Source organism: Nakamurella aerolata, assembly GCF_013002705.1.
GTDB lineage: Bacteria > Actinomycetota > Actinomycetes > Mycobacteriales > Nakamurellaceae > Nakamurella > Nakamurella aerolata.
On the sequence record NZ_JABEND010000001.1, the window covers coordinates 363992 to 388295 of the forward strand.

At 67.1% G+C, this 24304-nt stretch carries 24 protein-coding genes and 2 pseudogenes; 8 read left to right on the forward strand and 18 right to left on the reverse strand.

Annotated features, from left to right (window positions below; genetic code table 11):
- Nucleotides 1–252: 252 nt before the first annotated feature.
- Nucleotides 253–360, forward strand: a pseudogene (locus HKD39_RS20205) (ArsR/SmtB family transcription factor); the annotation flags it as partial.
- 252 nt (nt 361–612) lie between these two features.
- Here HKD39_RS20205 and HKD39_RS01595 read toward each other — a convergent pair.
- Nucleotides 613–1164, reverse strand: coding sequence for a DedA family protein (locus tag HKD39_RS01595; protein ID WP_171198072.1), 552 nt, complete (start codon nt 1162–1164; stop codon nt 613–615).
- Between the two features lie 239 nt (nt 1165–1403).
- On the reverse strand, nt 1404–2663 hold the full coding sequence (locus HKD39_RS01600; RefSeq protein WP_171198073.1) for a GNAT family N-acetyltransferase: 1260 nt from the start codon (nt 2661–2663) through the stop codon (nt 1404–1406).
- A 291-nt stretch (nt 2664–2954) separates the two neighbouring features.
- Here HKD39_RS01600 and HKD39_RS01605 point away from each other — a divergent pair, with 291 nt between their 5' ends.
- Together HKD39_RS01605 and istB are read left to right on the forward strand one after the other, a co-directional pair.
- Nucleotides 2955–4301, forward strand: a complete 1347-nt coding sequence (locus HKD39_RS01605; RefSeq protein WP_171198070.1) for a Mu transposase domain-containing protein — start codon at nt 2955–2957, stop codon at nt 4299–4301.
- Nucleotides 4302–4347: 46 nt separating this feature from the next.
- Complete coding sequence (gene istB, locus HKD39_RS01610; RefSeq protein ID WP_171198071.1) at nt 4348–5178, forward strand: IS21-like element helper ATPase IstB; 831 nt, start codon at nt 4348–4350, stop codon at nt 5176–5178.
- 29 nt (nt 5179–5207) lie between these two features.
- Here istB and HKD39_RS01615 read toward each other — a convergent pair whose 3' ends face one another.
- From HKD39_RS01615 to HKD39_RS01675, 13 genes and pseudogenes are all read right to left on the reverse strand, one after another.
- A complete protein-coding gene (locus HKD39_RS01615) occupies nt 5208–6692 on the reverse strand; it encodes a recombinase XerD (RefSeq protein ID WP_171198074.1) in 1485 nt (494 codons plus the stop codon).
- A 71-nt stretch (nt 6693–6763) separates the two neighbouring features.
- Nucleotides 6764–6925 carry a hypothetical protein gene (locus HKD39_RS01620; protein WP_171198075.1) on the reverse strand — a complete coding sequence of 54 codons (162 nt, stop codon included), beginning with the start codon at nt 6923–6925 and terminating at the stop codon, nt 6764–6766.
- 123 nt (nt 6926–7048) lie between these two features.
- Nucleotides 7049–7237: pseudogene (locus HKD39_RS01625) on the reverse strand (integrase core domain-containing protein); the annotation flags it as partial.
- 416 nt (nt 7238–7653) lie between these two features.
- Nucleotides 7654–9435, reverse strand: coding sequence for an oleate hydratase (locus HKD39_RS01630; RefSeq protein ID WP_171198076.1), 1782 nt, complete (start codon nt 9433–9435; stop codon nt 7654–7656).
- Between the two features lie 36 nt (nt 9436–9471).
- On the reverse strand, nt 9472–10338 hold the full coding sequence (locus HKD39_RS01635) for a 3-hydroxyacyl-CoA dehydrogenase (protein WP_171198077.1): 867 nt from the start codon (nt 10336–10338) through the stop codon (nt 9472–9474).
- Between the two features lies 1 nt (nt 10339).
- The gene (locus tag HKD39_RS01640) at nt 10340–10975 is read right to left on the reverse strand and encodes a TetR/AcrR family transcriptional regulator (RefSeq protein WP_212753770.1); all 636 of its coding nucleotides are present in this window, start codon (nt 10973–10975) and stop codon (nt 10340–10342) included.
- A gap of 183 nt (nt 10976–11158) precedes the next feature.
- Entirely contained in the window at nt 11159–11431 is a 273-nt protein-coding gene (locus tag HKD39_RS19140) for a GNAT family N-acetyltransferase (RefSeq protein WP_171198078.1), read from the reverse strand.
- Nucleotides 11428–11859 carry a type II toxin-antitoxin system VapC family toxin gene (locus tag HKD39_RS01650; RefSeq protein WP_171198079.1) on the reverse strand — a complete coding sequence of 144 codons (432 nt, stop codon included), beginning with the start codon at nt 11857–11859 and terminating at the stop codon, nt 11428–11430. Before HKD39_RS01650 ends, HKD39_RS19140 begins: the two co-directional genes overlap by 4 nt.
- The gene (locus tag HKD39_RS01655; protein WP_171198080.1) at nt 11856–12113 is read right to left on the reverse strand and encodes a type II toxin-antitoxin system prevent-host-death family antitoxin; all 258 of its coding nucleotides are present in this window, start codon (nt 12111–12113) and stop codon (nt 11856–11858) included. Before HKD39_RS01655 ends, HKD39_RS01650 begins: the two co-directional genes overlap by 4 nt.
- 89 nt (nt 12114–12202) lie before the next feature.
- On the reverse strand, nt 12203–12568 hold the full coding sequence (locus HKD39_RS20210) for a TraR/DksA family transcriptional regulator (RefSeq protein ID WP_171198081.1): 366 nt from the start codon (nt 12566–12568) through the stop codon (nt 12203–12205).
- A 343-nt stretch (nt 12569–12911) separates the two neighbouring features.
- Nucleotides 12912–14549, reverse strand: coding sequence for an AMP-binding protein (locus tag HKD39_RS01665; RefSeq protein WP_171198082.1), 1638 nt, complete (start codon nt 14547–14549; stop codon nt 12912–12914).
- A 56-nt stretch (nt 14550–14605) separates the two neighbouring features.
- Nucleotides 14606–15754 carry a DNA glycosylase AlkZ-like family protein gene (locus tag HKD39_RS01670; protein ID WP_171198083.1) on the reverse strand — a complete coding sequence of 383 codons (1149 nt, stop codon included), beginning with the start codon at nt 15752–15754 and terminating at the stop codon, nt 14606–14608.
- A gap of 83 nt (nt 15755–15837) precedes the next feature.
- A complete protein-coding gene (locus HKD39_RS01675; RefSeq protein ID WP_171198084.1) occupies nt 15838–16278 on the reverse strand; it encodes a DUF6918 family protein in 441 nt (146 codons plus the stop codon).
- 142 nt (nt 16279–16420) lie between these two features.
- Here HKD39_RS01675 and HKD39_RS01680 point away from each other — a divergent pair, with 142 nt between their 5' ends.
- Nucleotides 16421–17344: an alpha/beta hydrolase gene (locus tag HKD39_RS01680; protein WP_171198085.1), complete on the forward strand. Its 924-nt coding sequence runs from the start codon at nt 16421–16423 to the stop codon at nt 17342–17344.
- Here the strand turns inward: HKD39_RS01680 and HKD39_RS01685 are convergent.
- The 3 genes from HKD39_RS01685 to kynA all read right to left on the reverse strand — a co-directional run bounded on the left by HKD39_RS01685 (nt 17263) and on the right by kynA (nt 20166).
- On the reverse strand, nt 17263–17847 hold the full coding sequence (locus HKD39_RS01685) for an NAD-dependent epimerase/dehydratase family protein (protein ID WP_171198086.1): 585 nt from the start codon (nt 17845–17847) through the stop codon (nt 17263–17265). The two genes, HKD39_RS01680 and HKD39_RS01685, sit on opposite strands and share 82 nt — an antisense overlap.
- Nucleotides 17848–17851: 4 nt before the next feature.
- Nucleotides 17852–19180, reverse strand: a complete 1329-nt coding sequence (locus HKD39_RS01690) for a kynureninase (RefSeq protein ID WP_171198399.1) — start codon at nt 19178–19180, stop codon at nt 17852–17854.
- Between the two features lie 110 nt (nt 19181–19290).
- Nucleotides 19291–20166 (reverse strand): tryptophan 2,3-dioxygenase, encoded by an 876-nt coding sequence (gene kynA / locus HKD39_RS01695; protein WP_171198087.1) that lies wholly within the window; start codon nt 20164–20166, stop codon nt 19291–19293.
- 344 nt (nt 20167–20510) lie between these two features.
- On the opposite strand from kynA, the gene HKD39_RS01700 reads away from it, so the two are divergent.
- The 4 genes from HKD39_RS01700 (at nt 20511) to HKD39_RS01715 (ending at nt 24301) form a co-directional block, all read left to right on the forward strand.
- Entirely contained in the window at nt 20511–20963 is a 453-nt protein-coding gene (locus HKD39_RS01700; protein WP_212753772.1) for a BatC protein, read from the forward strand.
- Nucleotides 20964–20972: 9 nt separating this feature from the next.
- On the forward strand, nt 20973–22271 hold the full coding sequence (locus tag HKD39_RS01705; RefSeq protein ID WP_343074557.1) for a cupin domain-containing protein: 1299 nt from the start codon (nt 20973–20975) through the stop codon (nt 22269–22271).
- Nucleotides 22268–23170 carry a sucrase ferredoxin gene (locus tag HKD39_RS20215; protein WP_171198089.1) on the forward strand — a complete coding sequence of 301 codons (903 nt, stop codon included), beginning with the start codon at nt 22268–22270 and terminating at the stop codon, nt 23168–23170. The genes HKD39_RS01705 and HKD39_RS20215 overlap by 4 nt, the downstream gene beginning before the upstream one ends.
- Nucleotides 23171–23317: 147 nt before the next feature.
- Nucleotides 23318–24301 carry a ribose-phosphate diphosphokinase gene (locus HKD39_RS01715; protein ID WP_171198090.1) on the forward strand — a complete coding sequence of 328 codons (984 nt, stop codon included), beginning with the start codon at nt 23318–23320 and terminating at the stop codon, nt 24299–24301.
- Nucleotides 24302–24304: the final 3 nt, after the last annotated feature.

Sequence of the window (24304 nt, forward strand, 5' to 3'; positions counted from 1 at the left end):
GCGGGTTTCACCTACAACGTGGGTGCCTGGAATGACAGCCAGTCGGTAGGCGCTGGCATCATCAGCTTCCGCGTCGATGAACTCACTCGGCTCCCGGTCGATCGCGTGTATCGCGGAAAGTCGGGAATTGGGGGTCCATCGGACCGCACGACGCCGCAGTTGACGGTCAATGATTGGCTCGCTGCCACCTGCGACGACAAGCGCTGACTCGCGCCGCCGCTCCCGTTCGTGACGACTTGCCGTTTGTCCCGGCTGCCGATCCGCCGGCCGGCGGTGTCCCAGCATCTCCGGGTGCTGACGGGTGCCGGGCTTGCCGGCGATCAAGCGGCCGGCACCCGGCGGATCCACGCGCTGGATCCGCCGGTCTGGACGACATCAGGTCATTCGTGTCGACGTTCTGACACGACGATCTTGCGCACTTCGCCGACTGCATTGAGCAAGAGACCAGGACCGGGGGAGCGGCGTGAACACCCTGCATGCCAACAGTTTTGAGTGTGCGCCCGCCGCGTCGGCTGACCCTTGCCTGGATGGTCAACGCGCGGGCGAGGGACTGAGCGTGAGTAGAGCTGCAGCCGCCGTGCCCATCGGGACGGTGTCCTCGATCGGCTTCGCTCAGCCGGCTGGCTCGGTGTTTCGGTGTTGGCGCAGGCGCACAACGATGAACAGCGTCACCGCCGCGACGATCGCGACGATGACAACCTTCTGCAGGACGTCGGTGTAGCGCTCGACGAGGTGCCAGTTCTGGCCGAGCTGGTAGCCGGCGGTGACGAAGATGGCGTTCCACGCCAGGCTTCCGAGGGTGGTGAGGATGAGGAACCGCAGCAGATTCATCCGTTCGACACCGGCGGGGAGGGAGATGAAGCTCCTGACCAGCGGCACCATCCGGCCGAAGAGCACCGCCTTACCGCCATGTCTGCTGAACCACGTCTCGGCGCGGTCCACGTCCGTGACCTTCACCAGCGGAATCCGGTCAGCGAGTCTTCTTACCCGATCCCGACCCAACAGGGCGCCCAGCGCGTAGACGATGACCGCACCGGCGACCGACCCTGGTCGGTCCTCGAACGCCGTCGAATCGAACGACGAGCGCCTAGCTGTACGAGGCCAGGTCGGTTCTGATCCACATGCCGGACTGCCGGCATCCCAGGTCCCGCAGGCACCAGCCATGGGGGTGCTGGCCGGGCGCTAGGGGGGATGCGCCCGACCAGGGTGCCGGCACGGAGCTGTACGCCTCGGTGCCGGCGGTTCGGGAACAACACCCGCGGCGAGATACTGCTTGACCGTCTCGGATCATGCTGACCAACGGCCCACCCCACATGCCGTGACCTGCTACTGGACAACCTGCGTATCAAGTTCGTGCGTATTGGTGTCCGGAGATGGTGATTCGTATCAGACGCGACCAGGTCTCAGAAGCCGAAAGAGTTGTGGGGCAACGGGTCGATGCTGAAGAGTCGCGAGATCCGGTCGACGGCGTCGAGACTGTTGGCTTTGATTTGGCCGGCGTAGGCCAGGTCATGAGCCGAGACGCCACCGAAGAAGAGTGAGCTGATGGCCTGGATGCTCAGAACTGCGTCAGGAACGCGGTCGACGGGCACGCATGTTGGCCGCTGGCCGCGGGTCTTGAGTTCCCATGTGCCGACGTTCTGTGGGCACATCGGGTCGTCGGGAATCCGAAGAGTGATCGATTCCTCGTTGGCGTAGGCGCGTCCCGCCAGCGCGGTCGGCACGTCGAGGAGCCTGGCCCACAAATTGTCAGACTGCCGCGTGACCCGAACGGCGCGTGGATTGGTGAGCATCCACGTGAGAGGCTCCTGCCGTGGTCGTCCCGGCGCAACAACGGTACGAGTGAGATCGAAGTCGAGCAGCAACTGCCACAACGCGCGGTAGGCCTGAGAGTCTGTCGCCTCTAGCGCCTCAATAATTAGCGTTCCTGCGTCGCGCTCGGTGGCCGACCAGGGCAGACGAAAATTGGCGATGCCGTCGGCCACGCCCTCAGCGGAGCGATGGATGAGGAATCTCAGTGGCCCACTAGTCCCTGCGGCGCTGTCCGAGAGACTGCTCCAATGACTAGCCAGAGGTCTGAGCTCGCCGACGCGGTTGGCGCGAACAGGTCTGTGGACTTCAGGCCATACTGAGCGCGCTACGGTCGCGTCGACGAGCTCGAGCGAGCCTGTGTCGGCGGGGGCCGGAAGGAATTCTGCTTCGTGGCGGCCGATCTCAAGTCGAGAACGGTAGGTCGCCACGGAGAACCCGAATCGACCGTAGATACTCCCCTCGCTGGCGCTGAGCATCGCCAGCGGTTCAGATCGTTCTAACGCGCTGACGAACATCGCCTGCATCATTCGGCGGAGATGTCCGCGGCGTCTGTGCGTCGCAATGACGCCGGTTGCCGTCACACCGGCCATGGGCATTGTTCGGCCACCCGGGACGGTCACGTCGAAAGAGATTGTCGCGGACGCACCAACGCATTGGCCATCGACGAACGCAGCCATGGGATGAAAGGCTGAATCCTCGATGTCAGCTGCAGCCCACTCATCCAACTGCGTGTCCGCAGCAGGACTGTTCGGCGGTGGCCACGGCTCGCTGCCACCATGCCAAGCTGCATTCGCCGGCTCCCAGTTCGGTAGGCCGTTCGCGAAGGGCAAGGCGCGGTAGTAGGCGCGCATCTCGTTTGGTTCCGGTGGCCTCGTTGAGTCGTTCACGACAGGTATTCCACACCAGTTGGATCGCAATCACTACCTAATAACCCAGGCAGGGTCGTGGAGGAGATCAGCGACCATCCGGTGGGTCTGTCACGGCGACCTGATTGCGCGTCCTGCGTTGATGGCGCTTACCTGAATCTCCCCAGTCCTGCTCACTGAAATTCCCCACCTGCGTGGCTCCCGCACATGCGGCGGGGCCCCTTCGATGCTGGCGGTCTCTGACCACCTGCCAGCTGACCGAAGGGGCCCCGCTTCATGCTCACACAGGAGGACGACGTGGACATCCATGCACTACGAAGACGGGGCTGGTCGATCTCGGCGATCGCCCGGCATGTGGGCCGGGACCGTAAGACGGTCCGGGCCTACCTCAACGGCGTCCGGCAGGTCGGTCAGCGTGCCCCGGCCGGCGAGGACGCGTTCGCCCGGTTCGTCGACTACGTCGCCGCCCGGCTGGCTGAGGACCCGCATCTGTGGGCCACCGCCCTGTTCGATGAGGTCCGCCGGTTGGGCTACGACCGCTCGTATCCCTCGTTCACCCGGGCGCTGCGCCTGCGTGGGCTGCGGCCGCCGTGCGAGCGGTGTCGGCCGGCGACCGGGCGCCCGGTCGCGGTCATCGAGCATCCGGCGGGTGAGGAAACCCAGTGGGACTGGGTCGAGCTACCCGACCCGCCGCCGGGCTGGGACGGCTACGGCCGCAAGGCCTGCCTACTGGTCGGCGCGTTGGCCCACTCCGGGAAGTGGCGCGGCGAACTGTGTGAAGCCATGGACCAGGCGCAGCTGGCCGCCGCGCAACACAAGATCGCGACCAAACTCGGTGGGGTGACGCAGGATTGGCGGTTCGACCGGATGGCCACCGTCGTCCACCCCAGCAGTGCGAAGGTCACCGCCAGCTACGCCGCGATCGCGAAACACTTCGGTGTCCGGGTCACGGTGTGTCCGCCGCGGCGCGGGAACCGTAAAGGCGTGGTCGAAAAGGCCAACCACACTGCGGCGCAACGCTGGTGGCGCAGCCTGCCCGACGACATTACTGCTGCGGCAGCGCAGGCATCGCTGGACGACTTCTGTGAACAGGTCACCGACCAACGCGGCCGCATCGATCCGGACGGAAACCGGTGCACCGTAGCCGACCTCGCCGCCCATGAGCCGCTACGGCCGGTCCCCGCTGCACCGCCGGTCGCGGTGATCACCGTGGCCAGGAAGGCCTCCGCGCAGGCGTTGGTGTCCTACCGCGGCAACACCTACTCCGTCCCACCGGCCCAGGCTGGCCAACTCGTGACCGTGAGCCATCGGCTCGATGCGGCCACTCTGTCGATCACCACCAACGCTGGTGTCACCGTCGTGGTCCACCACCGGCGGCCCGACGGCGCAGGCGCAGTGGTCCGTACCGAGCAGCATGTCACCGCGTTGAACACCGCCGCGATGACCGCCACCACCCCGGCGGCGCCGCACCGGTCCAAACAACGGATCCCACCCGGCCCGGCAGCGCGAGCCGCCGCCGACACCCTCCGCGGCAGGACCCCGACACCAGCGGCCTCAGCCGCGGTGATCGACCTGAACCAATACGCCCAAGCCGCCGCCCGCCGCCGCACCCTGCCCCAATGAACAAGCACACCACAACACCCGAACATGTTGGAAGGAAACCACTCTCATGACAACCACCTCCGAGGCCAGCCGCTACCAGCAGCTCCGCGACCACCTGACCTACCTCCGACTGGCCGACGCCGCCGAAGCCCTCCCGGCCGTCCTGGACGAAGCGAAAGCAGGCCAGCACAGCATCACTGCGACACTGGAACAGCTGCTGCGGATCGAGGTGCAGGCCACCGAAACCCGCCGACTGGCCGGCCGGCTCCGCTTCGCGAACCTGCCCACCCCAGCCACCCTGGAAGACTTCGACTACGACGCCCAACCCGGCATCGACCCCGACCTGATCCGCGACCTCGCCTCCGGCCGCTACCTCGACACCGCCACGAACATCCTGCTGATCGGGCCGCCCGGCGTCGGCAAAACCATGCTCGCCGTCGGCCTGGCCCGCAAAGTCGCCGAAGCCGGCCACCGCACCTACTTCACCAACGCCGCCGACCTCGTCGCCCGCTGCCACCGCGCCGCCATCGAGGGCCGCTGGGCCACCACCATGCGCTTCTACGCCGGCCCCGCCGCCCTGGTCATCGACGAACTTGGCTACCTGCCGCTGCCCGCCGAAGCCGCCTCATCACTGTTCCAAGTCGTCAACCAGCGGTACCTGAAGTCCTCGATCATCCTGACCACCAACAGACCGGTCACCGAATGGGGCCAAGTCCTCGGCGATAACACCGTCGCCGCAGCACTCTTAGACCGCCTACTCCACCGATCAGTTGTCATCGACATCACCGGCGACAGCTACCGCCTCCGCGACCACCAAGCCCGCACCGACAACCTCCGACGCGCCACCCAACCCAGCTCCGCTACGATCCCACGGTCACCAGATGGCCAATTTCGATGAGCAACCCTGGGGATTTTCGGTAAGCGTCATCATGCGTAGCGGGCCCATGGCTCAGCGGCCTTGCTCGCGTGAAGAAACGCGACTTGGTGGCTGTACCCGAGCGCGTCGGCGACGAGTGATGGCGGGCATTCCAGGACGAGCTCCCCGATGGCTCTGTTCCGGGCGCCGCGAAGGTTGATTCCGAGGTTTCGGAGTCGGATCATCACGGTGTTGGGGTGTAGGTGCTGCCCGGCGGCGTATCCGGGGAAGAGCCAGGGGCTGTCCGGACCGGTGGAGGTTCGCAGGTTGGGTCGTGCGGCGATGTGACTGCGAAGGACACCGGCGAACGGCTCTGGTACGGCAACAGGCTTCTCGCCGAACCGAATGGTCATGCCGATGTCGGTGTCTCTGATGATGTTGGTTTCGAACGTGACGACTCTGACCAGTGGCTGCGCGTATAGCAGCAGAAGCATGCCGGCCGTACGGTAGGGAAGCGATTCGCTTGTGCCGGTGAGTAATTCGTGGATCCAGGCGAGCCGCTGGTCCTGGCTGAGTGATGGGCTCGCTTTGGCCGATCGATGTTGGATTGTCACGGCCGTGTTGAGTTGTGCTCGTTTGGTGACGACGAAGAAGGTTCTGATCGCGCTGCGTGTTGTCGGCCCGCCGGCAAGCCACTCGTCGGCGTCCGGCTGCGTGCAGGTCTCCGCGGTCCGTTCGTACGTTTCGTGGAGCCACACCAGGAACTTGAGTGTTTCGGTGATCTCCTGCTTGGCCGAGTGCACGGGTCCACGGGTGGAGCTACCTGCCGCCGCCTTTGCGCGGATGCGGCGCAGGTGGTGCCAGGTGGCAAATTGCCGCACCGGCTGGCTGACTTCGTCGGGCAGCCCGTCGAGCTTGGCGTCAATCCACTGCTCGAAGCGAGGAAGGTACTGGTCGCGCTGGGGGAGTAGCCCGTGATGTTGCAGGATCGCGCGCAGGTGCTCGGTCGGCTTGCCGGGCACCGTGTCGAGCCCTTCGTGGGTAGCGGGAATGGTGCCGTCACCGAGCGCGCGCAGTAGCTGTTGAACTTTCGCGGAGCGTTTCCAGACGATGATCGATTCGGGTCGGTCGGCGGCACACAGTGCGTCGACGAGTCCGACGAGGGCTGGGTCGGTTGGTTCGCCGCCGAGGATGCGGTGCAGGTCGTCGCGCAGCGCGCACCGAGCGCATAGCCGACCGCGGTGGTGTCCGGCTTCAATGTCGCACCGTTCGCAGTGGAAGTCGTAAGGGATATCAGCGCAGGTCGAGCAGATCGGGTCGCCGTCGGCGCTGGGCGGTCCGGGCAGGAGTCGCTCTTGCAAGCACTCAGGGCAGGTTCCGCGGGTGTGGACGGCGTCGAAGTAGCAGGTGAAACACAGCCGGCCTTCGGGCCAGATGGCGGCCAGTCGAGGGATGTTGCGACCGCAGCGCGCGCACGGGTCGTGACGGTCGCTGGTGGTGCGTGGGCGTCCGCGGATGGTGCGGCGAGGGGAGAGGCCGACAGGTTGCGGATCCATCGCTACGCCAGTCCTATTCGTCGAGGATGTTGGCCCTGCGTGGCCGGACGCTGCGGTCCAATTGCACGACGTTAGGAGCCGCCGCGGTGCCGGTCTTTACACGAAAGGTCTGCCAGCAGCAGCAGCTGGTCGTCGTCGGCCATTTGGGCACGTGTCGCGCACACGATCTCAGTGCCGCCGGAGATCAGGGTTACCCATGCGGTGTCCGGGCGGTGCACGAGCGCCCGGGCCACAGCCCGCGCAGATCCCTGAGAGGCACCGTCGTGCCGTGTGAGGTGTCGGAAAGCTGCATGATTGCTGTCTATCACGTCGCTTTCAGCCACTTTTGGGCCGAGCGCAACGCATCTGTCGTCGATCTAGATGTACTGATCGGGGACGTTGATCAATCGTGAGAAGGGCGGCTGGTTGCCGCAGGCTGTGTGGGGCCGGTGATGGTTGTAGTAGTGCAGCCACCCGTCGAGTTCCCCTCGCCGCTCGGTCTCGCTCGTGTAGCAGCGGGCGTAGGCCCAGCCGTCGGCCAGCGTGCGATGGAATCTCTCGATCTTGTCGGGCACGAACGTAGTTCGAGCCGAGCGAGTCACGGCTCGAGCTTGTGAGAGGCTCACCTGCAGGGAGGTAAGAGTGACGCTCCACGCAACGGACGGCGTGCATCTCGTCGCGCTTGGCCGACCAGGAAAGACGTCGATTGGTCGATTGGGGTCGTTGAACGGTCGATCGACGTCGTCGACCGGCTTCGCTCACCAGCTGCACCGACGGTGAGCACAGACGAGAATTCGAAATGACCAAAGAGCGGCCCGATGGAAAGTCCCGCCGCCCAGCTCCCGACCGCCCGCGCTAGTGCCGGCCACCCAAGCCCGTCCGTAGGGAAGGCCCGACGTGCACGAGGCACAGCGGGCCTTCCCTGCGTCCCTCTGGGGCCTGCACCTGAGGGCTGGGGAGGGTGCAGGTCCCGGGGCGGGAGTCAGTTCTGGATGAGTCCGAACTCTTCCAGCAGCTCTCCGATCTGGTTGTCTTCGAGCTTGTTGAGCAGGAGCTTGCGGGCCAGCGGCCCGCCGGGGATCTTGATCTCCTTGCCGTCGCGCAGGCGGCTGGTGGCCGCCAGCAGCTTGCGGATGTCGTAGGTGGAGTTGTAGACCTCGGGGACGCCTCGTTCGATGTTCAGGAGGGTGTAGACGGCTTCCATAGGGGTTCGGACCGAGTACTCGGTGGTGAAGATGCAGTCGCGCTCGGCGGATTCGGAGAACTGGCCGATGAATGCGAAGTTCACCGAGCCTGCCGGGACGACGTCGGGGCGGTCGCCGGCCTGTCGGGGCATGAAGAATCCGGTGACGTAGGGCATCATCACCGGGACGGTCTTCGCACCGTTCGCGGCGAGCTCGTCGATCTGGTCGACTGGCACGCCGAGGTGGTAGAGCCATTCGCGGGCGATCTCCTCGCCGGTGGACTCCTGGATCGTCTTGCCGGTGTAGTCGCCGGGGACGTCGGAGAACAGGGCGTAGACCCAGATGACGATCTCGTCGGGCTTCTGCTGCTTGAAGTGCGGCTGCCGGTTGACCGTCCAGGACAGCAGCCAGGTGGAGTCCGTGGCGGTGACGATCCCGCCGGTGACGACCTTGCCGCTGAACGGGTCGCGCTTGGCGATCTTCTCGATATACGCGGGTATGCGCTCGTCGAGGGTGGTGACGGTGGCGGACTCCCACTTGGTCTCGGGGATGTGGTCGGCGAACACGCCGGGGCGGCCGAACGCGGAGTCCTTTTCCGCGATGCGCCGCCAGAGGTCCCATGCGGGTGCGGGGCCTTCGTTGAGCTTCGCGGGGGTGTGCTGGTCGCCCTCGTCGGAGTTCTCCGTCAGCGACCCGATCGTGACGAACAGCAGATCGTTCTCCGTCAGGTCGACGCCGTCGCCGGGTGCTCCGCCCTCCCGGGAATCCCAGTGGATGCGGGTGGCTTGCTTCCGGCCGCCGGCCTTATCGATGTCGAAGTCGACGTCGGTGACGGTGGTGGAGAAGTGGAACACGACGCCCTGGTCCAGCAGCCACGTGTACAGGGGCAGCACGAGCGATTCGTACTGGTTGTACTTGGTGAACTTCAGCGCGGAGAAGTCGGGGAGCCCGCCGATGTGGTGGATGAAGCGGTGCAGGTAGAGCTTCATCTCCAGTGCCGAGTGCCACTCCTCGAAGGCGAACATGGTACGCCAGTACATCCAGAAGTTGCTCTTCAGAAACTCCTGCGAGAACACCTCGTTGATGCGCTTGTTCTCCATCTCCTCGCGGGTGGCGAGGAAGACCTTCACGACCTCCTTCTGCGCCTTCTCCGACAGCGTGAACAGCCCGTCGGTGTGTGCGTCCTCGCCGCGGTTCACGGTCGCGCGCTGCAGGGAGTAGTTCGGGTCGTCGCGGTTGAGCCAGTAGAACTCGTCGAGCACGCTCGCGCCCTCGATCTCCAGCGACGGGATCGAGCGGAACAAGTCCCACAAGGTCTCGAAGTGGTCCTCCATCTCCCGGCCGCCGCGGATCACGAAGCCCTTCTTCGGCTCCTTGATGCCGTCCAGCGCACCCCCCGGGAGTTTCAGCTCCTCGAGGATGGTGATCTTGTTGCCGGGCATCTGCCCGTCGCGGATGAGGAAGGCGGCGCCGGCGAGCGAGGCGAGCCCCGCCCCCACGAACCACGCCGACTTGTCATCGACGCCTTCCGGCTTGCGAGGGCGCGCGAACGCCTCGTAGTTGCCTGCGGTGTAACGCATGAGAGTGCTCCTTGTCGTGTCCTGCTGCGGTGATGGTTACTTGCTGGTGTCGTAGCTGTAGAAGCCCTCGCCGGTGGCGACGCCGAGCTTGCCCTTGTCGATGTAATTCGTCTTGATCCAGTCCGCGAGCGGCTTCGCCTCGGCGCCGGCGTTGGACAGGATGTTGTACGGCGTCGTGAGGCCGATGATGTCGGTGATCTGGAAGGGTCCCATCGGCGCCCCGGTGGCGATGCGCCACACGTTGTCGATGTCCTTCGGCTCGGCGTAGCCGCCCGCGGCGAGTGCATATCCGGCGTTGAGGAAGGGGACCAGCAGAGAATTGAGCACATAGCCCGCCTTCTCCTTGTGGATCGGGATCGGCACCATGCCGATTTCGCCCGCGAATGCGACGACCTCGTCGAACACCGCCGGGTCGGTGTCGGCGGTGCCCATCACCTCGGCGGTGTTGAACTTCCACACCTGGTTCGCGAAGTGCAGCGCGAGGAACTTCGCGGGGCGGCCGGTGAAGTCCTTCAGATCGCTCGGCAGCAGCGTCGACGAGTTCGTCGCGAAGATGGTCTTCGCAGGGGCCACCTTGCCCAGCTGCTCATACGTTTCCTGCTTCAGCGCGAGCACCTCGGGGATCGCCTCGATGACGAGATCGGCATCCGCGACCGCGGCCGCAAGGTCGGAGGAATAGGCGATGCGTGTCAGCGCCGCATCCGCCTTGCCGTCGGCGGCGCCCGCGACACCGTCAGCCTGGTAGGTCGACGCGAGTCCTTCGAAGCGCTCCTTCGCCTTCGCCAGGATCTCGTCGCTGATGTCGTATGCGGTCACCGCGAACCCGCTATACGCGGTCTGGTAGGCGATCTGGGACCCGAGCACGCCGGTCCCGAGCACGGTCACGTTCTTGATGTCTGACATGTCATTCCTTTTCTGTGAACAGGCCATCCACGACCTGCTTGATCTGAACCCGAAGGTTTCGCTCGATATCCGACAGCTCAACCGGCGCGTCAGAGAGCCGCGCGATGGTGAGATTGACGATGCCGAACACGGTCTCGCCCGCCAGGCGGACGAAAGCGGCATCCACGGCGAGGCGACGTCGACGCGGATCCGCGTTCAAACGGCCGACGATCAGGCCCTCGAGCCGGTAGACCAGCTCCACGCCCTCGGCACGGTGCGGTTCCACCGCGGAGCCGAACAACAGCTCCCGCTGATACGCGATGGAATTCTCCGGCGTGCGCACACTGCGCTCGATCGTCGGGATCACGAGTGCACCGATCGCAGCCACCGTCTCGGCAACAGGTGCCGCACGTCGTTCGCCCTCGTCGATCGCGGCCCGTAACTCCTCGTTGTAAACCATGAGAAGCAGTTCGCTCTTCGAGGCCGCGTACCGGAACAGCGTGCCCGCCGCGACATCCGCCCGATCGGACACCTCCTGGGTCGTCACCTCGGAAAAGCCGCGCTCAGCGAACAAGTCGGACGCCGCCGCGAAGATGCGATCTCGTTTCTCCCGCATGTTCCGGTCGCGACGCCCAGACATCCGCATCGTGTCTGCCATTCCTAGCCACCTGACTCTTGCTACTGAGCTTCCTCATCAGTGAGCTTACTCAGTTTTGAGGGAGGTGCAAGACGAGACCGCCCACCACTGGTGGGTTGCGAGACAACGGATTTCGGGCTCCAACCTGACATAATGTACATTATCGGCGTTCTGCTGACCGGCGGTCCGAAATCAGGGGGCGTCTCATTCCGTCGGCTTGCGGACCATCCACACCGCGTCGGGCCAGCCTTCGGCCCCCGGGGTCTCCCGCCGCGCATGGCCGGCACCGACGCCGTGATGTTCCGGCAGCACGTACAGCTTCCAGATGACCGGCTTGTCCGGCCGCAGGTCGATGTTGCCCATGCCGACCGTGGCGCCGTCGACCTCGGCGACGAAGGTCTTTGTTGTCTCGATTCCGCGCAGCTCAGCCTCTTCGGACCACCAGGTCTGCAGGCCGCGCCCCGCACGTTGCCTCACGGGAGGCGACGGGTGTCGACGACAGCGAGGCCCAGTGATCGCCAGGCGGTCAGGAGCTGTAAGTCGCCGGTGGCCGCGACGGTTTGCTGGTCATCCACAGAGAGTGCGGCCGCACATTGCACTGCGTCATAAGCGCGCAGCGCCAATGACGAGGCCAAATGTGCTGCTACAGCGGTCAATTCGGTGGTCAGCTCGATGACGTCAGCGTCGGCCCAGATGGCAACAAAGTTCGACCAAGCGGCGTCTTGCTGTGGAGTGGTGATTCGATGCTGCCGCTCCGCCATCGCCAGCGCTGCGGCCGTTTCGACGAAGGTCAGACGTGCGGTGACCCGACGGTCCGCTTCGGTCCACAGCTGGCGACAGAGCTGCGTCGTGGGCTCATCGATCAGAATGGGAACGACAGCCGAGGTGTCGAAATAGACGATCAACGTCGTTGCGGGTCCACGAGATCGCTGACCGTTCCCGAGGCTTTGATCGGTGCTGGTAGCGAATGACGCTGCCGGCGAGCGGGACGCACGGCACCCGCAGCAATCAACTGCTCAAGCTTCGTCGGCACGCCGACCGGCACGATGCGTGCCACTGGGCGCCCATGATCGGTCACCGTGATCGTGGCCCCTTGGCGGACAGCCGCGAGGTGCCGGCTGAGCCCGTCCCGCAGCTCACGCACCCCAACGTCAGCCACCTGCAGCTCCCTCCTGTGGCGATATTCTCCTCATCCAATATAGCCATTTTGCCAGATCGGCTGGCCTGCTTCAAGGAGTCTGTCCCCCGTCACCGACCGGTGCGTTCGGCGCAGTCGACGCAGCGGTCGGCCATCGGGCGCACCAGCAACCGCTCCATCGGGATGGGTTCGCCGCAGTCAACGCAGACCGCGGGATCGCCATCGTCCAGGCGGCGCCGGGCTTGCTCCAACTGCGCGAGCTCATCGCGGGCATCAGCGGCCCGGCCCTCCAGCCGGGACCATTCCGCTGACATGGTCGCGCCGTCCGGGTCATGCTCGTCGTCATCGCTTTCGGCATTCTTGGCCGCCCGAAGATTGACCAGATCGTTCTCGGCAGTCTCCAGCAATTGCTGGGTCTCAGCAGTTCTATCTTTCAGTGCCTTTCGCAGCGCAGCCACACCATTGCGTTTCGTCACTGTGACGTAATACCTCCTGTCAGTCCGGGTTCGGCGCGAGAACTATCGGCGCCTCGATCGTCGTTCTGGAAATGCGACCTGCGGCAATGTACTTCGAGCCGCCGATAATTCCACTGGGCCGGCGGCCATTCCAGCGCATCCGGCCGTCCGTGCCGCAGCGTCGCAGTGCGGCACCTGACGCGCCTGCTGCACAGCGCCGGGACCACAGCGCGGCGCGCCAAGGTCGCGCCGTCGTCGTGCCGACTCGCCGGGCGCCACAGATTCGCCGCGCGCCGCAGACACTGTGCGACAACGGCGATCCCAGCCGCCTGGGAATCCGACGAGTGGTCGAACGGCCGGCATGTCAGCTCGGCGCATGGCCGGCGCCGGCGAGGCCGAGCTGGGCGGTGGTTTGTTCACGCATCTGGACCTTGCGGATCTTGCCGGTCACCGTCATCGGGAACTCGTCGACCAGGATGACATAACGTGGGATCTTGTAGTGCGCCAGTTTTCCCGTGGCGTATACCCGGATCATCTCGGCGTCCAACGGTTCGGCACCATCCTTCATCTTGACCCAGGCGGCGAGTTCTTCGCCGTATCGCTCGTCGGGAACGCCGATCACTTGCACATCTTCAATGTCGGGATGGGTGTACAAGAACTCTTCGATCTCGCGCGGATAGATGTTCTCGCCGCCGCGAATCACCATGTCTTTGATCCGGCCGACAATGTTGCAGTAGCCGTCCGGACGCATTTCGGCGAGATCGCCGGTGTGCATCCAGCCGTCGGCGTCGACGGCCTCGCGAGTCTTGGCTTCGTCGTCCCAGTAGCCAAGCATCACAGAGTATCCACGGGTGCAGAACTCCCCCGGCTGTCCACGCTCGACGGTCTCGCCGGTGGCCGGGTCGACAATCTTGATCTCGACGTGCGGATGCACCCGTCCGATGGTGGCGGTCCGGCGGTCCAGGTCGTCGTCCGAGCGGGTTTGGCAGCTCACTGGCGACGTCTCCGTCATGCCGTAGCAGATGGCCACCCCGGTCATGTTCATCTCGTTGATGCAGCGCTTCATCACCTCGACCGGGCAGATCGAGCCGGCCATCACCCCGGTGCGCAAGGTCGACAGGTCCATCGATCCGAAGCTCGGGTGGTTCTGCATCGCGATGAACATCGTCGGGACCCCGTACAGCGCCGTGCAGCGCTCATCCTGAACCGCGCGCAAGGTCGCCTCGGGGTCGAACCCTGGCGCCGGGATCACCATGGTGGCGCCGTGCGTCGTGCATCCCAGATTCCCCATCACCATGCCGAAGCAGTGATAGAACGGCACCGGAATGCAGAGCCGATCGTCCGGCGTCAGCTCAATGAGCTCGGTGGTGAAGTAGCCGTTGTTCAAGATGTTCCGGTGGCTGAGCGTTGCCCCCTTCGGATAGCCGGTGGTGCCCGAGGTGTATTGGATGTTGATCGGCTCGTCCGGCCGCAGTTGACCCATCCGGTCCGCGACCGCATCGGCCGGCAGCTCGGCACCTGACCGCAGCAGGGCGTCCCACTCCGGGTCGCCGAAGAAGATCACCCGCTCCAAACCCGGTGTCTGCGTAGACGTTTCGGCCACCATCGCGCGGTAGTCGCTGGTCTTGAAGTCTGGCGCCGCCAGCAGCATCCGCATGCCGGATTGGTTGACGGCGTAGGCGAACTCATGGGTGCGGTAGGCCGGGTTGACGTTCACCAGAATCAAACCGAGCTTGGCCGTCGCGTACTGCGCCATGGTCCATTCGGCGAGGTTCGGGGCCCAGACGCCGAGCCGGTCGCCCTTGCCGAGCCCGGCCGCGAGCAGTCCGCGGGCCAGGGTGTCCACGGCGTCGTTCAGCTCCGTGTAGGTCCAGCGTCGCCCGGTGGCGCACTCGACCAGGGCTTCGTTGTCCGGATGGGCGGCGACGGCACGCTCGAAGTTGGCGCCGATGGTCTCATCGAGGATCGGCCGGTCGGTCTCGCCCACGGCATGCGACTTCATGGACGGAACCTAGTACCTTCCGCCGCCCACGGCCATGGCACCGCGAGCATGCCCGGCTAGCGCTGCACCGGTAGTCCCAGCCAAGCCCCCAGTGCATCAATCTCCCGATCGACAGCGGCTCGCAGCGCAGCGCTGGGCGCCTGATCCCAGTGCAGCGCATTCACCCGCAACACCCCGGACTTGTGGTCGGCGGTGGCATCCAGCTTGCCCACCAGCTTGTCGCCGTACAGCACCGGCAGCGCGTAGTAGCCCCAGCGGCGCTTCGCCGCGGGCTTGTACATCTCCAGGATGTATTCGTAGTCGAAGAGTTCGGCGACACGGCGACGGTCGAAGACCAGCCGGTCGAAGGGCGACAGCAGCGCCGCCCGGCCGCGGAACGGCTGGTCGAGCAGTTCCGGATCCACCCGCCAGAGTCCGCTGACCCCGGCGACTTCGGCAGGGACGCCGACCTCGCCGACCGCGGTGGTCTCGAACACGCATTCCTGTCCGCTCGCTCTGGCGATGCCGAGGGCTGTCAACCGCCGCTTGTTACGTTCGTGCGCGGCCTGCTCGAGCGGCAGCGTCGGCCCGTCCGGGTACACCCGTTCGGCGAGATCCCACATCCGCTCCCCTGCCTGGTGCCCGGCGATGGCCACCTCCCCACGCTGCACCATCAGGTTGAGCAGCTGGCTGACGTTGCGATTGTTGGTCCAACCGCTGGATTTCCACGGCACCTCGCAGATGTCAGGAAACGCCCCGGTGGGCAGCGGGCCTTCGGTCTCCAGCCGGTGCAGGATGTCGCGGCGACAGGCGTCGTTGGCGTCCACCCACTCGGCCTGGATTTCTTGCCACGGCCGCAGCGGGGGCAGACCGGGCCACGCCGCCATATCGGCCCGGAACAGCGCCATGTCGGCGGCCAGTCGCAGCGTGCCGCGGTACTCCACCACCCTGCCGTCGGCGATGGCCTCGTCCACCTGCTCCGGCCGGAACGTGTTGCCGAGCCGGCTCCAGAGCACCAGTTCCGCGCTGGGCGCCACCGCCTTGGTGGGTTCCAACTGCAGGAAGAACAGCTGCCGCAGCACGGCTTCCAGATCGTCCGGGCGCTGCCGCTGCAGCGCCTGCGCGCGAATCGCCGTCCGCCGGGCGTCGCGTTTGCTCAACCGCAACGGCGGCGAAGCCGAGCCGGGCGGACCGGTTGGCCCGGCTGCCGATCCAGGTTTCGTCATTGGCGCAGACTACGACCGCGCGCCGACGCTGGTGCCACCCGAGGGCCCGACGGTGCCGGGCACACAGGCGTTCCGATGACGCCTTAGCCGGCGTGCCGCTGCAGCGCTGCGCCAAGCCTGGGCAGCGCAGCCTGCACGTTGTCTTCGGCCTTGCCGCGCATGCCGCGGTACGCCTTCTTGATCGCCTCCCGGCTGGAACCCTCGACCCGCTTGTCGGTGACGGCCAGTAGCGCCGCCGAGACCTCGGCCTTGCGGCCGCTGAGGTAGCTGCCGAAGTCTCCACCGCCGGCCGAGGTGAAGTCGGCCCAGAACGGGTCGAGCGCGGCCGCGAAGTCCGGCAGCATCCGGTTCAGCGCCCGATCGGTGAGACCGGGAGACACCTTGCGGGCGGCGGCGAACCCGGTCTTGATGGCCGCACCGGAGATGCCCTTCTTGTCCTTCACCTCGGCCTCGACAACGGCGCCGAGATCGGCGACGACGGCGCTGCGGCGGTCGTCGGACAGCAGGGTTGCGGACAGGCTCATCGGTGGTCTCGCTTTCGGGGGGGATGACGCTGGAGGGACCAGCTTTGCCGCCGCAAGTCTAGGGAGTACCGGCAGCAGACAGGCAGCAGTCAGGCACCAGTCAGGCAGCAGTCAGGCAATCGCGCTGCTAACGTCCGCCTCCATGAGCCGCGCGCCGCATCAGAACCCGCAGCCGACAGGTGACAACGCCGAAAGCGCCGAGAACGCCGAGAACGCGGAGAACGCCGAAAACTCTAACGGCGCCGGGAAGTCTGACCAACCGGGCGAGCCGGAGAACCCGGAGGAAACCGCCACGCAGCGCCTGCACAGGGCTGGGGCTGCGCTCGGGCCCGGCGAGATCATCGCGCGGCATGCGCCCGACGACCTGATTGAACGGTTCGGCCCCGATGCCCCGCCCGGCGTTGTGCTCGTCCATGGTGGCTATTGGCGGCCGCGCGTCGACCGCGAGTATCTGCGACCGATGGCCGCCCGGTTGGCCGCTGAACTCGGTCCGACCGGAGGCTCGGTGTGGCTGGTCGAATACCCCCGTGTGCCCGGTGATCCGGACGCCGGCGTCCGCGCGCTGCAACGGGTCAGGCAGCGCAGCGGTGACGCGGTGTGGGTTGGTCACTCCGCCGGGGGTCACCTGGCACTGCTGACGGCGGGATCGGCCGGTTGCGTTTCGTTGGGTGGCCTGACGGATCTGGAGCGGGCGGCGGCCGCCGATCTGAGCGACGGCGCGGCGGCCGAGTTCACCGGAGAGCGGTGGGATCCGGAGTGGGTGCCCGGCTCGGATGCCGTTCCGGACAACGCGTTCCGCCGGCTGAACCCGATTCGGCGCGGGTTTGCAGATCACACCGTCCTGGTACACGGCGATGCGGATCGAGCGGTTCCTGTCGAGTTCTCCCGTTCGGCCGCCGACTGGCTCGGCAAGCCGGTCGAGTACCGAGAGTTGGCTGGCGGCAACCATTTCGACCCGGTCGACCCGGGATCGTCCTATTTCCCTCAGGTCGCTGAGCTGATCGTCGAGCTGAGTCGGGCGACCGCGGCGGCGAACTCCGACACCACCCGGTCCGCCGGCCAATAGGAGGACGCTATTGCGGGGTCGGCGCCGGCCAGGTCGTCGGGATGGTGCGGCACCCAGCCGATGCGGAGCGCCTCGGCCGCCCGGCCGGGCTGCTGCGCATACATCGCGGCCAGTGATTCCAGCACCTGCTTGGAACGGCCGTAGGAGTTCTGCCGCAACCCCAGCCCGGCGGGCTCGGCCCAGCCCGACGATGGCAGCAGCACCGCCGGAACGTCGGTGTTGTTGCATGCCTGCAGTAATCGGGTGGCCGACGCGACAGCCTGCCAGTGCACAGCGGCGTCGGCGTACGGATCCGGGCTGGTCGCCACGTGGATCACGACGTCGGCGCCCGTCAGCGTCGCCCGGACGGCAGGGTCGGCGTAGTCCACCGTGTCCAGGTCCCATCGCAGGTCGGCGCCCGGCGCTCGATCGACTCCGATCAGCTGCTGCCCGGTCGCTTCCGGAAGGCCGCGGTGCAGCAATCGGCCGACGGCGCCGAGCGCGCCGATCAGCAGGATGGTCATGGAATCATGGTGTCGGCGTTGGGGTTTGACCGCCGTCGGCGGCGCTGGCGCCGCGCCACGGGTGTCCGGTGCCGGCCGAGTCGAGTGCGGTCAGTTCGAGGGTGAGCCGGCGCAACGCGGTCGCCACCTCGCGGAAGCTGGTCGACAGCGGCGCCAACCCGATCCGGATACCGTCGGGCTCGCGGAAATCGGGGATCACTCCGTCCGCCCAGAGCCGGCCGATCAACTCCCGGAACCCGGGGTGCCCGAACGTGACGTGACTACCGCGGCGCTCGTCGTCGGTCGGCGACAACACCCGTACCCCAAGCGGTTCCAGCAGCGCACCGGCCCAGTCCAGCACAAACTGGGTGAGCCGCAGTGACTTTGCCCGGATCTGGGCAAGCCCGGCCCGCTCGATCAACGCGACGGTGTCTCCGATTCCAGCCATCCCCAGAATCGGCGGAGTGCCGCTGATGAACCCTCGGATGCCCGGCGCCGCACGGTATTCCGGTCCCATGACGAACGGGTCGGCATTGCCCATCCACCCGTGGATGGGCTGGCGGAACGTATCCTGGTGCCGCCGCGCCACGTAACCGAACGCCGGAGCGCCCGGGCCGCCGTTGAGGAACTTGTACGAGCAGCCCACCGCAACATCAACGTCGTTGGCGTCCAGGTCGATCGGCACCGCCCCCGCGGAATGGCACAGATCCCAGAGCACCAGCGCACCGGCCCGGTGCACCGCCGCGGTGATCGCCGGGAGATCGGCCAGCCACGCCGACTTGTAGGCAACGTGGCTGAGCAGGACGACGGCGGTGCGCTCCCCCAGCACTGCTGCCACCTGCTCGACGGTGACCCCGGCGGCGGCGTCGGGCCGCAACCACACCAGCCGCATCCCCAACTGTTCGGCGACACCGGCCGCAACGTACCGGTCGGTGGGAAAGTTCTCGGTGTCCACCACGATCTCGGTGCGCTGCGAATCCCGTTGCCGTGCAGCGGAAGCCGCCGCGTACAGCAGCTTGTAGAGCATCACGGTTGTTGAATCGCCGACGACGGTCTGTCCGGCCGCCGCGCCGAGCACCACGCGGCCGAGCTCATCGCCGAGCGACTCCGGCAGTTGCATCCAGCTCTCGTCCCACGAGCGGATCAACCGGGTGCCCCAGCCCACCCTGATCAACTCGTCCACCCTGGTGGCGGTCGACTTCAGCGGTCGCCCGAGCGAATTGCCGTCCAGGTAGGCGGTGACCGCCCCGTGGCGTTCGTCCGGGGCCAGGAACTCGTTGCGGCACCAGCCGATCGGATCGGCGGCATCGAGCTGGTCGGCCCGCACGCCGAACTCCGCAGCGGCCGCCTCCATGTCCGCTGCGGCCGCTGTGTCGGCGGTGGGCGCGGGCTCTGCGCCGGTCCCGTCCGGTCCGGACACCACTGGCGCCCGGTCCGGTGTCTCGGTGCGGCCGAGCGGCCCCGTCACTGGCCGATCCTGGTGCGGACGGCGAACAGTTCGGGGAAGAACGTGAGCTGCAGCGCGCGTTGCAAGAACTGCACCCCGGACGAGCCGCCGGTGCCGGTTTTCATCCCGATGGTGCGCTGCACGGTCTTGAGGTGCCGGAACCGCCAGAGCTGGAAGTTGTCCTCGAGGTCGACCAGTTCCTCGCAGGCTTCGTAGACGTCCCAATGGTTTTCGGCATCGGCATAGATGTCAGTGAACACTTCGACCAGCGCCTCGTTCTCGACGTGCGCTGTGCTGACGTCGCGGTCGATCACCTCGTCGGGAATCGGATAGCCGCGGCGCCGCAAGCAGCGCAGGAACTCGTCGTACAGGCTCGGCGCGGTCAGTACCTGCTGCAGCAGCTGTTGGGCGGCAGGGTCGGCCCTGAACACCTGCAGCATCGCGGCGTTCTTGTTGCCGAGCACAAACTCGACGGCCCGGTACTGCCACGATTGGAATCCCGAGGCGTGTCCGAGGAATCCGCGAAACTCCGAGTACTCGGTCGGTGTCAGGGTGGCAAGGACCGACCATTGCTCGGTCAGGGTGCGCTGGATGTGCTTGACCCTGGCGATGCGTTTCAGCGACACCCGCAGTTCGTCGCCGGCGAGCAGCTCGCAGGCGGAGCGGAGCTCGTGCAGCACCAACGTGAACCACAGCTCCGAGGTCTGGTGTTGGATGATGAACAGCATCTCGTCGTGGTGGACCGGGTTGCTGATCGGACGCTGGGCGGACAGCAGGGTGTCGAGCCCAAGGTATGCGGAATAGCTGAGCTGATCGGACAGGTCGGTATGCACGCCCGCCTCGACCGGACGGGTGTTGCCTGCGACGGCACTGCCGCCGGCTGACTGCGTCACCGGTCCACCATATCCAGCCGATTTGGTCCAACCGGTGGGGACCGCGACCTGCCGGCGCCCTGGAACGTCGCGCGGTTGCCGTGCAGCGCCGGACAAGCAGCACCGGGCCAGCAGCACTGTGCGGCGCAAAGCCGTGTGCCGGGCGAATCCGGGCACCGTCGGCCCGTCGAGATGCGGGTTGGCAGTTGGCGTCAGACACTAGGCAGGCCACTCAACGGCACTGAACGGAGGCGGCCCGCGCGAGCGTGTGTTGACGCTTGCCGGTCCCCCGCCGAGCCCGACTCGGTCACGTCCGCCAGTTCCGACAGACTGGTGCCCCTGCTAGTCCCACTGATGGAGGAATGATGAGCGACAATTTCACGAGTAACCCGGAAGGCCCGGCCGACGGCGGCGCGGCCGGCACCCCCGGCCAGCACGACGGCGGTGCCGACGGTGGCGCCAACCGTGGCGTCGAAGGCCCGGCCGACGGCGGCGCGGCCGGCACTCCCGGCCAGCACGACGGCGGTGCCGACGGTGGCGCCAACAGTGGTGCTGAAGGCCCGGCCGACGGCGGTGCGTCCGGCACGCCCGGCCAGCACGACGGCGGTGCCGACAGTGGCGCCGACAGTGGTGCTGAAGGCCCCGCCGACGGCGGCGCGGCCGGTACCCCAGGTCAGCACGACGGTGGCGCCGACAGTGGTGCTGAAGGCCCGGCCGACGGCGGTGCGTCCGGCACGCCCGGTCAGCACGATGGTGGCGCTGACGGCGGTGCCGATGGTGGCGCCGACGGCGGGGCGGACCGCGGCGCGGACAGCTGACCGTTGACGCTGACCGACCAACAGCTCGGCGATCGTCAGCACCCCGGTTCCGCTTCGCAGGTTGAAGCCGGCACCGGGGTGCTGCAGTCGCGGCTGCTGCAGATTCCGCTCGCCGAGTTCGGCGAGAAGTATTGGGCCACCAAGGCTCTGCTCACCCGGGCGCGGGACGCGACGACGCCTGGGCCCGCCGGATTTCACGATCTGTTCTCCGCCGCTGCCGTCGACGAGCTGGTGTCCCGCCGGGGTCTGCGCGCGCCGTTCCTCCGGGTGGCGAAGAACGGTGCCACCCTGCCGGACACCGCCTTCACCCGGCCGGCGGGAGTGGGTGCCAGCATCGCCGACCAACTGGACGACACCGCACTGTGGCGGCACTTCGCCGACGGCGCCACCCTGGTGTTGCAGGCACTGCACCGCACCTGGCAACCGGTCGCCGATTTCAGTTCGGCGCTGGCCGAGGATCTCGGACATCCGGTGCAGGCCAACGCCTACATCACCCCGCCGCAGAACCGCGGCTTCGACGATCACTACGACGTGCACGACGTTTTCGTCATGCAGATCGAGGGCAGCAAACGCTGGATCATCCACGAGCCGGTGCATCGGGATCCGCTGCGCGACCAGCCCTGGAGCGACAGGGCCGACGAGGTGGCCAGGGCAGCCGAAACCGAGCCGGCCATCGACACCGTGCTTGAGCCCGGCGATGTGCTGTACCTGCCGCGGGGCTGGCTGCATGCCGCGCAGGCGCAGGGTGAGGTCAGCATTCACCTGACCCTGGGGATTCACGTCTGGACCCGGTATGCCCTGGCCGAGCAGTTGCTGCAGGACGCGCTCAGCGCGCTCCGGGACGATCCGGAGATGCGGTCGACGCTGCCGCTCGGCTTCGACCCGGCGACCACCGACCTGGGGCCGATCCGGGACCGTCTGGTGGCCGCGCTCGGCACTGCCGATCCGGCGGCAGCGGTCCAGCGCACTCGACGCGGCCAGGCCAGGCCGGGTCCGCTCGGACCGCTGGCCCAGCTGGCCGCGACCAACGCGCTGACACCCGATGCGCAGCTCCGGCTGCGCCCGGCGCTGGACGCTGGGCTGGACGGAAATCGGCTGCGCAGCCGGGTTGGCTGGCTGGACTTTCCAGAGCCGGACCTGGCCGCCGTCCGAACGTTGTTGAATCGGACGACGGCGACTGCCGGTGAGTTGGGTCTGCCGCTGGCCGAGCGGTTGTTGCGGGCCGGCGTGCTGGTACCGGCGGGCGCCACGCCGGCGCAGACCGACTCGGCTCCGGATGCCGGCCGGCCGGCCGCCGCACCGGCGTGAGCGGGCCGGCACGCTGGTTCTGCTCCGACGACGCCCGGCTGCGCGGCGATGCGATGGCGGCGACGGCGGCGCCCGGCCGCAGTTGGCTGCTGATCGAATATCCGCACGGCTGGCCGATTCTCGGCTTTCCCGAGCTGCCGCTCGACCCGCCGGTGCGGGACCGGGTGACCGCGGCCGCCGCCGCGGCCGGCGCCAGGATCGTGCTGATTCGCCGTCCGCTGCGGCACTACGCGCCCGAGCAGCGGCCGCGGCGCTGGGCCGTGCTGCACTACCAGGACGCCGGCCACTACCGGCAGCTCTGGGGCGAGTGGAGCAGCGCCGCCGATCTGCTCGCGATTCCCGAAGCGTTGTCAGCGCCGGGTGCGGCCGGGCTGCCCCCGGTGCTGATGGTGTGCACCCACGGCCGCCACGACGTGTGCTGTGCGGTGCGCGGCCGGCCGGTCGCGTTCGCGCTGTCGGAGCGCTGGCCGGAGTTGACCTGGGAGTGCAGCCACATTGGTGGCGATCGGTTCGCCGGCAATCTGGTGGTGGTACCGGACGGTGTCTACTACGGCGGGCTCGACCCCGACGTCGGCATCGACGTGGTCCGGCACCATCTCGCCAACCGCATTCACGCCGAACACTTGCGCGGCTACACCAACCTCGACATTCCCCAGCAGGCGGCGGTGATCGCCGCGCTGGCCCGGTTCGGGCCGGCCGGGCGGCACGACTGGACGGTGCTGCACACCGACGACGGCGCCGGCGAGGCCACCGTGTGGCTGGCGGGCAGCGACGGCCTGCCCGAGCGCATCGAGGTGCGGTTGCGCGCCGAGCGCAGCACCCCGCACCGGTTGACCTGCAGGGCCACCAGGGAGTCGTCCGTCGTCAACTACCGGGTCATCGAGCTGGTCGGGTCTTGATCGGCTGCGCCGACTCCACCGCCATCACCACACCTGCCACCGGTCCGGTGTCGGCACGAAATCCCGCCGTGCGGGCGTGCCGCTGACGCTGCTAGGTTGCCTTGGGTCGGGTAGCCCACGGAACTTCACGAGCACAGGAGTGGTGCGGTGCGGGACATTGCGGTGTTTTCCGGAAGTGCCCATCGGGAACTCGCCGCGGAGATCTGTTCCGAGCTCGGGGTGGAACTGCAACCGTCGAAGCTGACCCGCTTCGCCAACGACTGTCTGGAAGTGCAGCTGCTGGCGAACTGCCGCGAGCGCGACGTGTTTCTGATCCAGCCGCTGGTGGCTCCGGTGCAGGAGAACCTGGTCGAGCTGCTGTTGATGATCAACGCGGCCAGGGGCGCATCGGCGGCCAGGGTGACCGTGGTGATGCCGCATTACGCCTACGCCCGCTCGGACAAGAAGGACGCCCCGCGCATTTCCATCGGCGGCCGCTTGATGGCCGACCTGATGGTTGCCGCCGGCGCCGACCGGGTACTCACCATGACACTGCACTCCCCGCAGGTGCACGGCTTCTTCTCGATCCCTGTCGACCACCTGCATGCGCTGCGCGAGTTGGCTTCCCACTTCGCCGGCGGCGACCTCTCCAACACCGTCGTGGTGTCGCCCGATCTGGGAAATGCCAAGGAGGCAGCCACTTTTGCCCGCATGCTGCAGGTGCCGGTTGCCGCCGGCGCCAAGCAGCGCTTCGCCGACGACAAGGTGTCGATCACCTCGGTGATCGGCGACATCGCCGGACGCGACGTGATCGTGCTTGACGACGAGATCGCCAAGGGCAGCACCATTCTCGAACTGGTGCGGGTGCTGCGCGATCAGGGGGTGAAGTCGGTCAGGGTGGCCTGCACGCACGGGCTGTTCGCCGCCGGAGCGCTCGGCCGGATCGGTGCGCTCGACGAGGTGAAGGAAATCGTCTGCACCAACACCGTGCCGATTCCCGCGGACGAGCGCGCCGCGGCGCCGGAGGGCACCTTCACGGTGTTGTCGATCGCTCCGGCCATCGCCGAGGCGATGCGCCGCATCCACGACGGCGAATCGGTGTCGGCGCTGTTCACCGCGGAGACACCCGTTGCCGGGCAAGGACTTTTCTGACCT

Bases quoted from the DNA above. Each gene is read 5' to 3' on its own strand.
- HKD39_RS01605 (WP_171198070.1), top strand. From the start codon at position 2,955: ATGCTCACACAGGAGGACGACGTGGACATCCATGCACTACGAAGACGG.
- HKD39_RS01630 (WP_171198076.1), bottom strand. From the start codon at position 9,435: ATGCGTTACACCGCAGGCAACTACGAGGCGTTCGCGCGCCCTCGCAAG.
- HKD39_RS01600 (WP_171198073.1), bottom strand. From the start codon at position 2,663: ATGCGCGCCTACTACCGCGCCTTGCCCTTCGCGAACGGCCTACCGAAC.
- HKD39_RS01640 (WP_212753770.1), bottom strand. From the start codon at position 10,975: ATGGCAGACACGATGCGGATGTCTGGGCGTCGCGACCGGAACATGCGG.
- istB (WP_171198071.1), top strand. From the start codon at position 4,348: ATGACAACCACCTCCGAGGCCAGCCGCTACCAGCAGCTCCGCGACCAC.
- HKD39_RS01685 (WP_171198086.1), bottom strand. From the start codon at position 17,847: ATGACCATCCTGCTGATCGGCGCGCTCGGCGCCGTCGGCCGATTGCTG.
- HKD39_RS01670 (WP_171198083.1), bottom strand. From the start codon at position 15,754: ATGACGAAACCTGGATCGGCAGCCGGGCCAACCGGTCCGCCCGGCTCG.
- HKD39_RS01680 (WP_171198085.1), top strand. From the start codon at position 16,421: ATGAGCCGCGCGCCGCATCAGAACCCGCAGCCGACAGGTGACAACGCC.
- HKD39_RS01690 (WP_171198399.1), bottom strand. From the start codon at position 19,180: ATGGAGGCGGCCGCTGCGGAGTTCGGCGTGCGGGCCGACCAGCTCGAT.
- HKD39_RS01595 (WP_171198072.1), bottom strand. From the start codon at position 1,164: ATGGCTGGTGCCTGCGGGACCTGGGATGCCGGCAGTCCGGCATGTGGA.
- HKD39_RS01675 (WP_171198084.1), bottom strand. From the start codon at position 16,278: ATGAGCCTGTCCGCAACCCTGCTGTCCGACGACCGCCGCAGCGCCGTC.
- HKD39_RS01615 (WP_171198074.1), bottom strand. From the start codon at position 6,692: ATGGATCCGCAACCTGTCGGCCTCTCCCCTCGCCGCACCATCCGCGGA.
- HKD39_RS01700 (WP_212753772.1), top strand. From the start codon at position 20,511: ATGAGCGACAATTTCACGAGTAACCCGGAAGGCCCGGCCGACGGCGGC.
- HKD39_RS01635 (WP_171198077.1), bottom strand. From the start codon at position 10,338: ATGTCAGACATCAAGAACGTGACCGTGCTCGGGACCGGCGTGCTCGGG.
- HKD39_RS01665 (WP_171198082.1), bottom strand. From the start codon at position 14,549: ATGAAGTCGCATGCCGTGGGCGAGACCGACCGGCCGATCCTCGATGAG.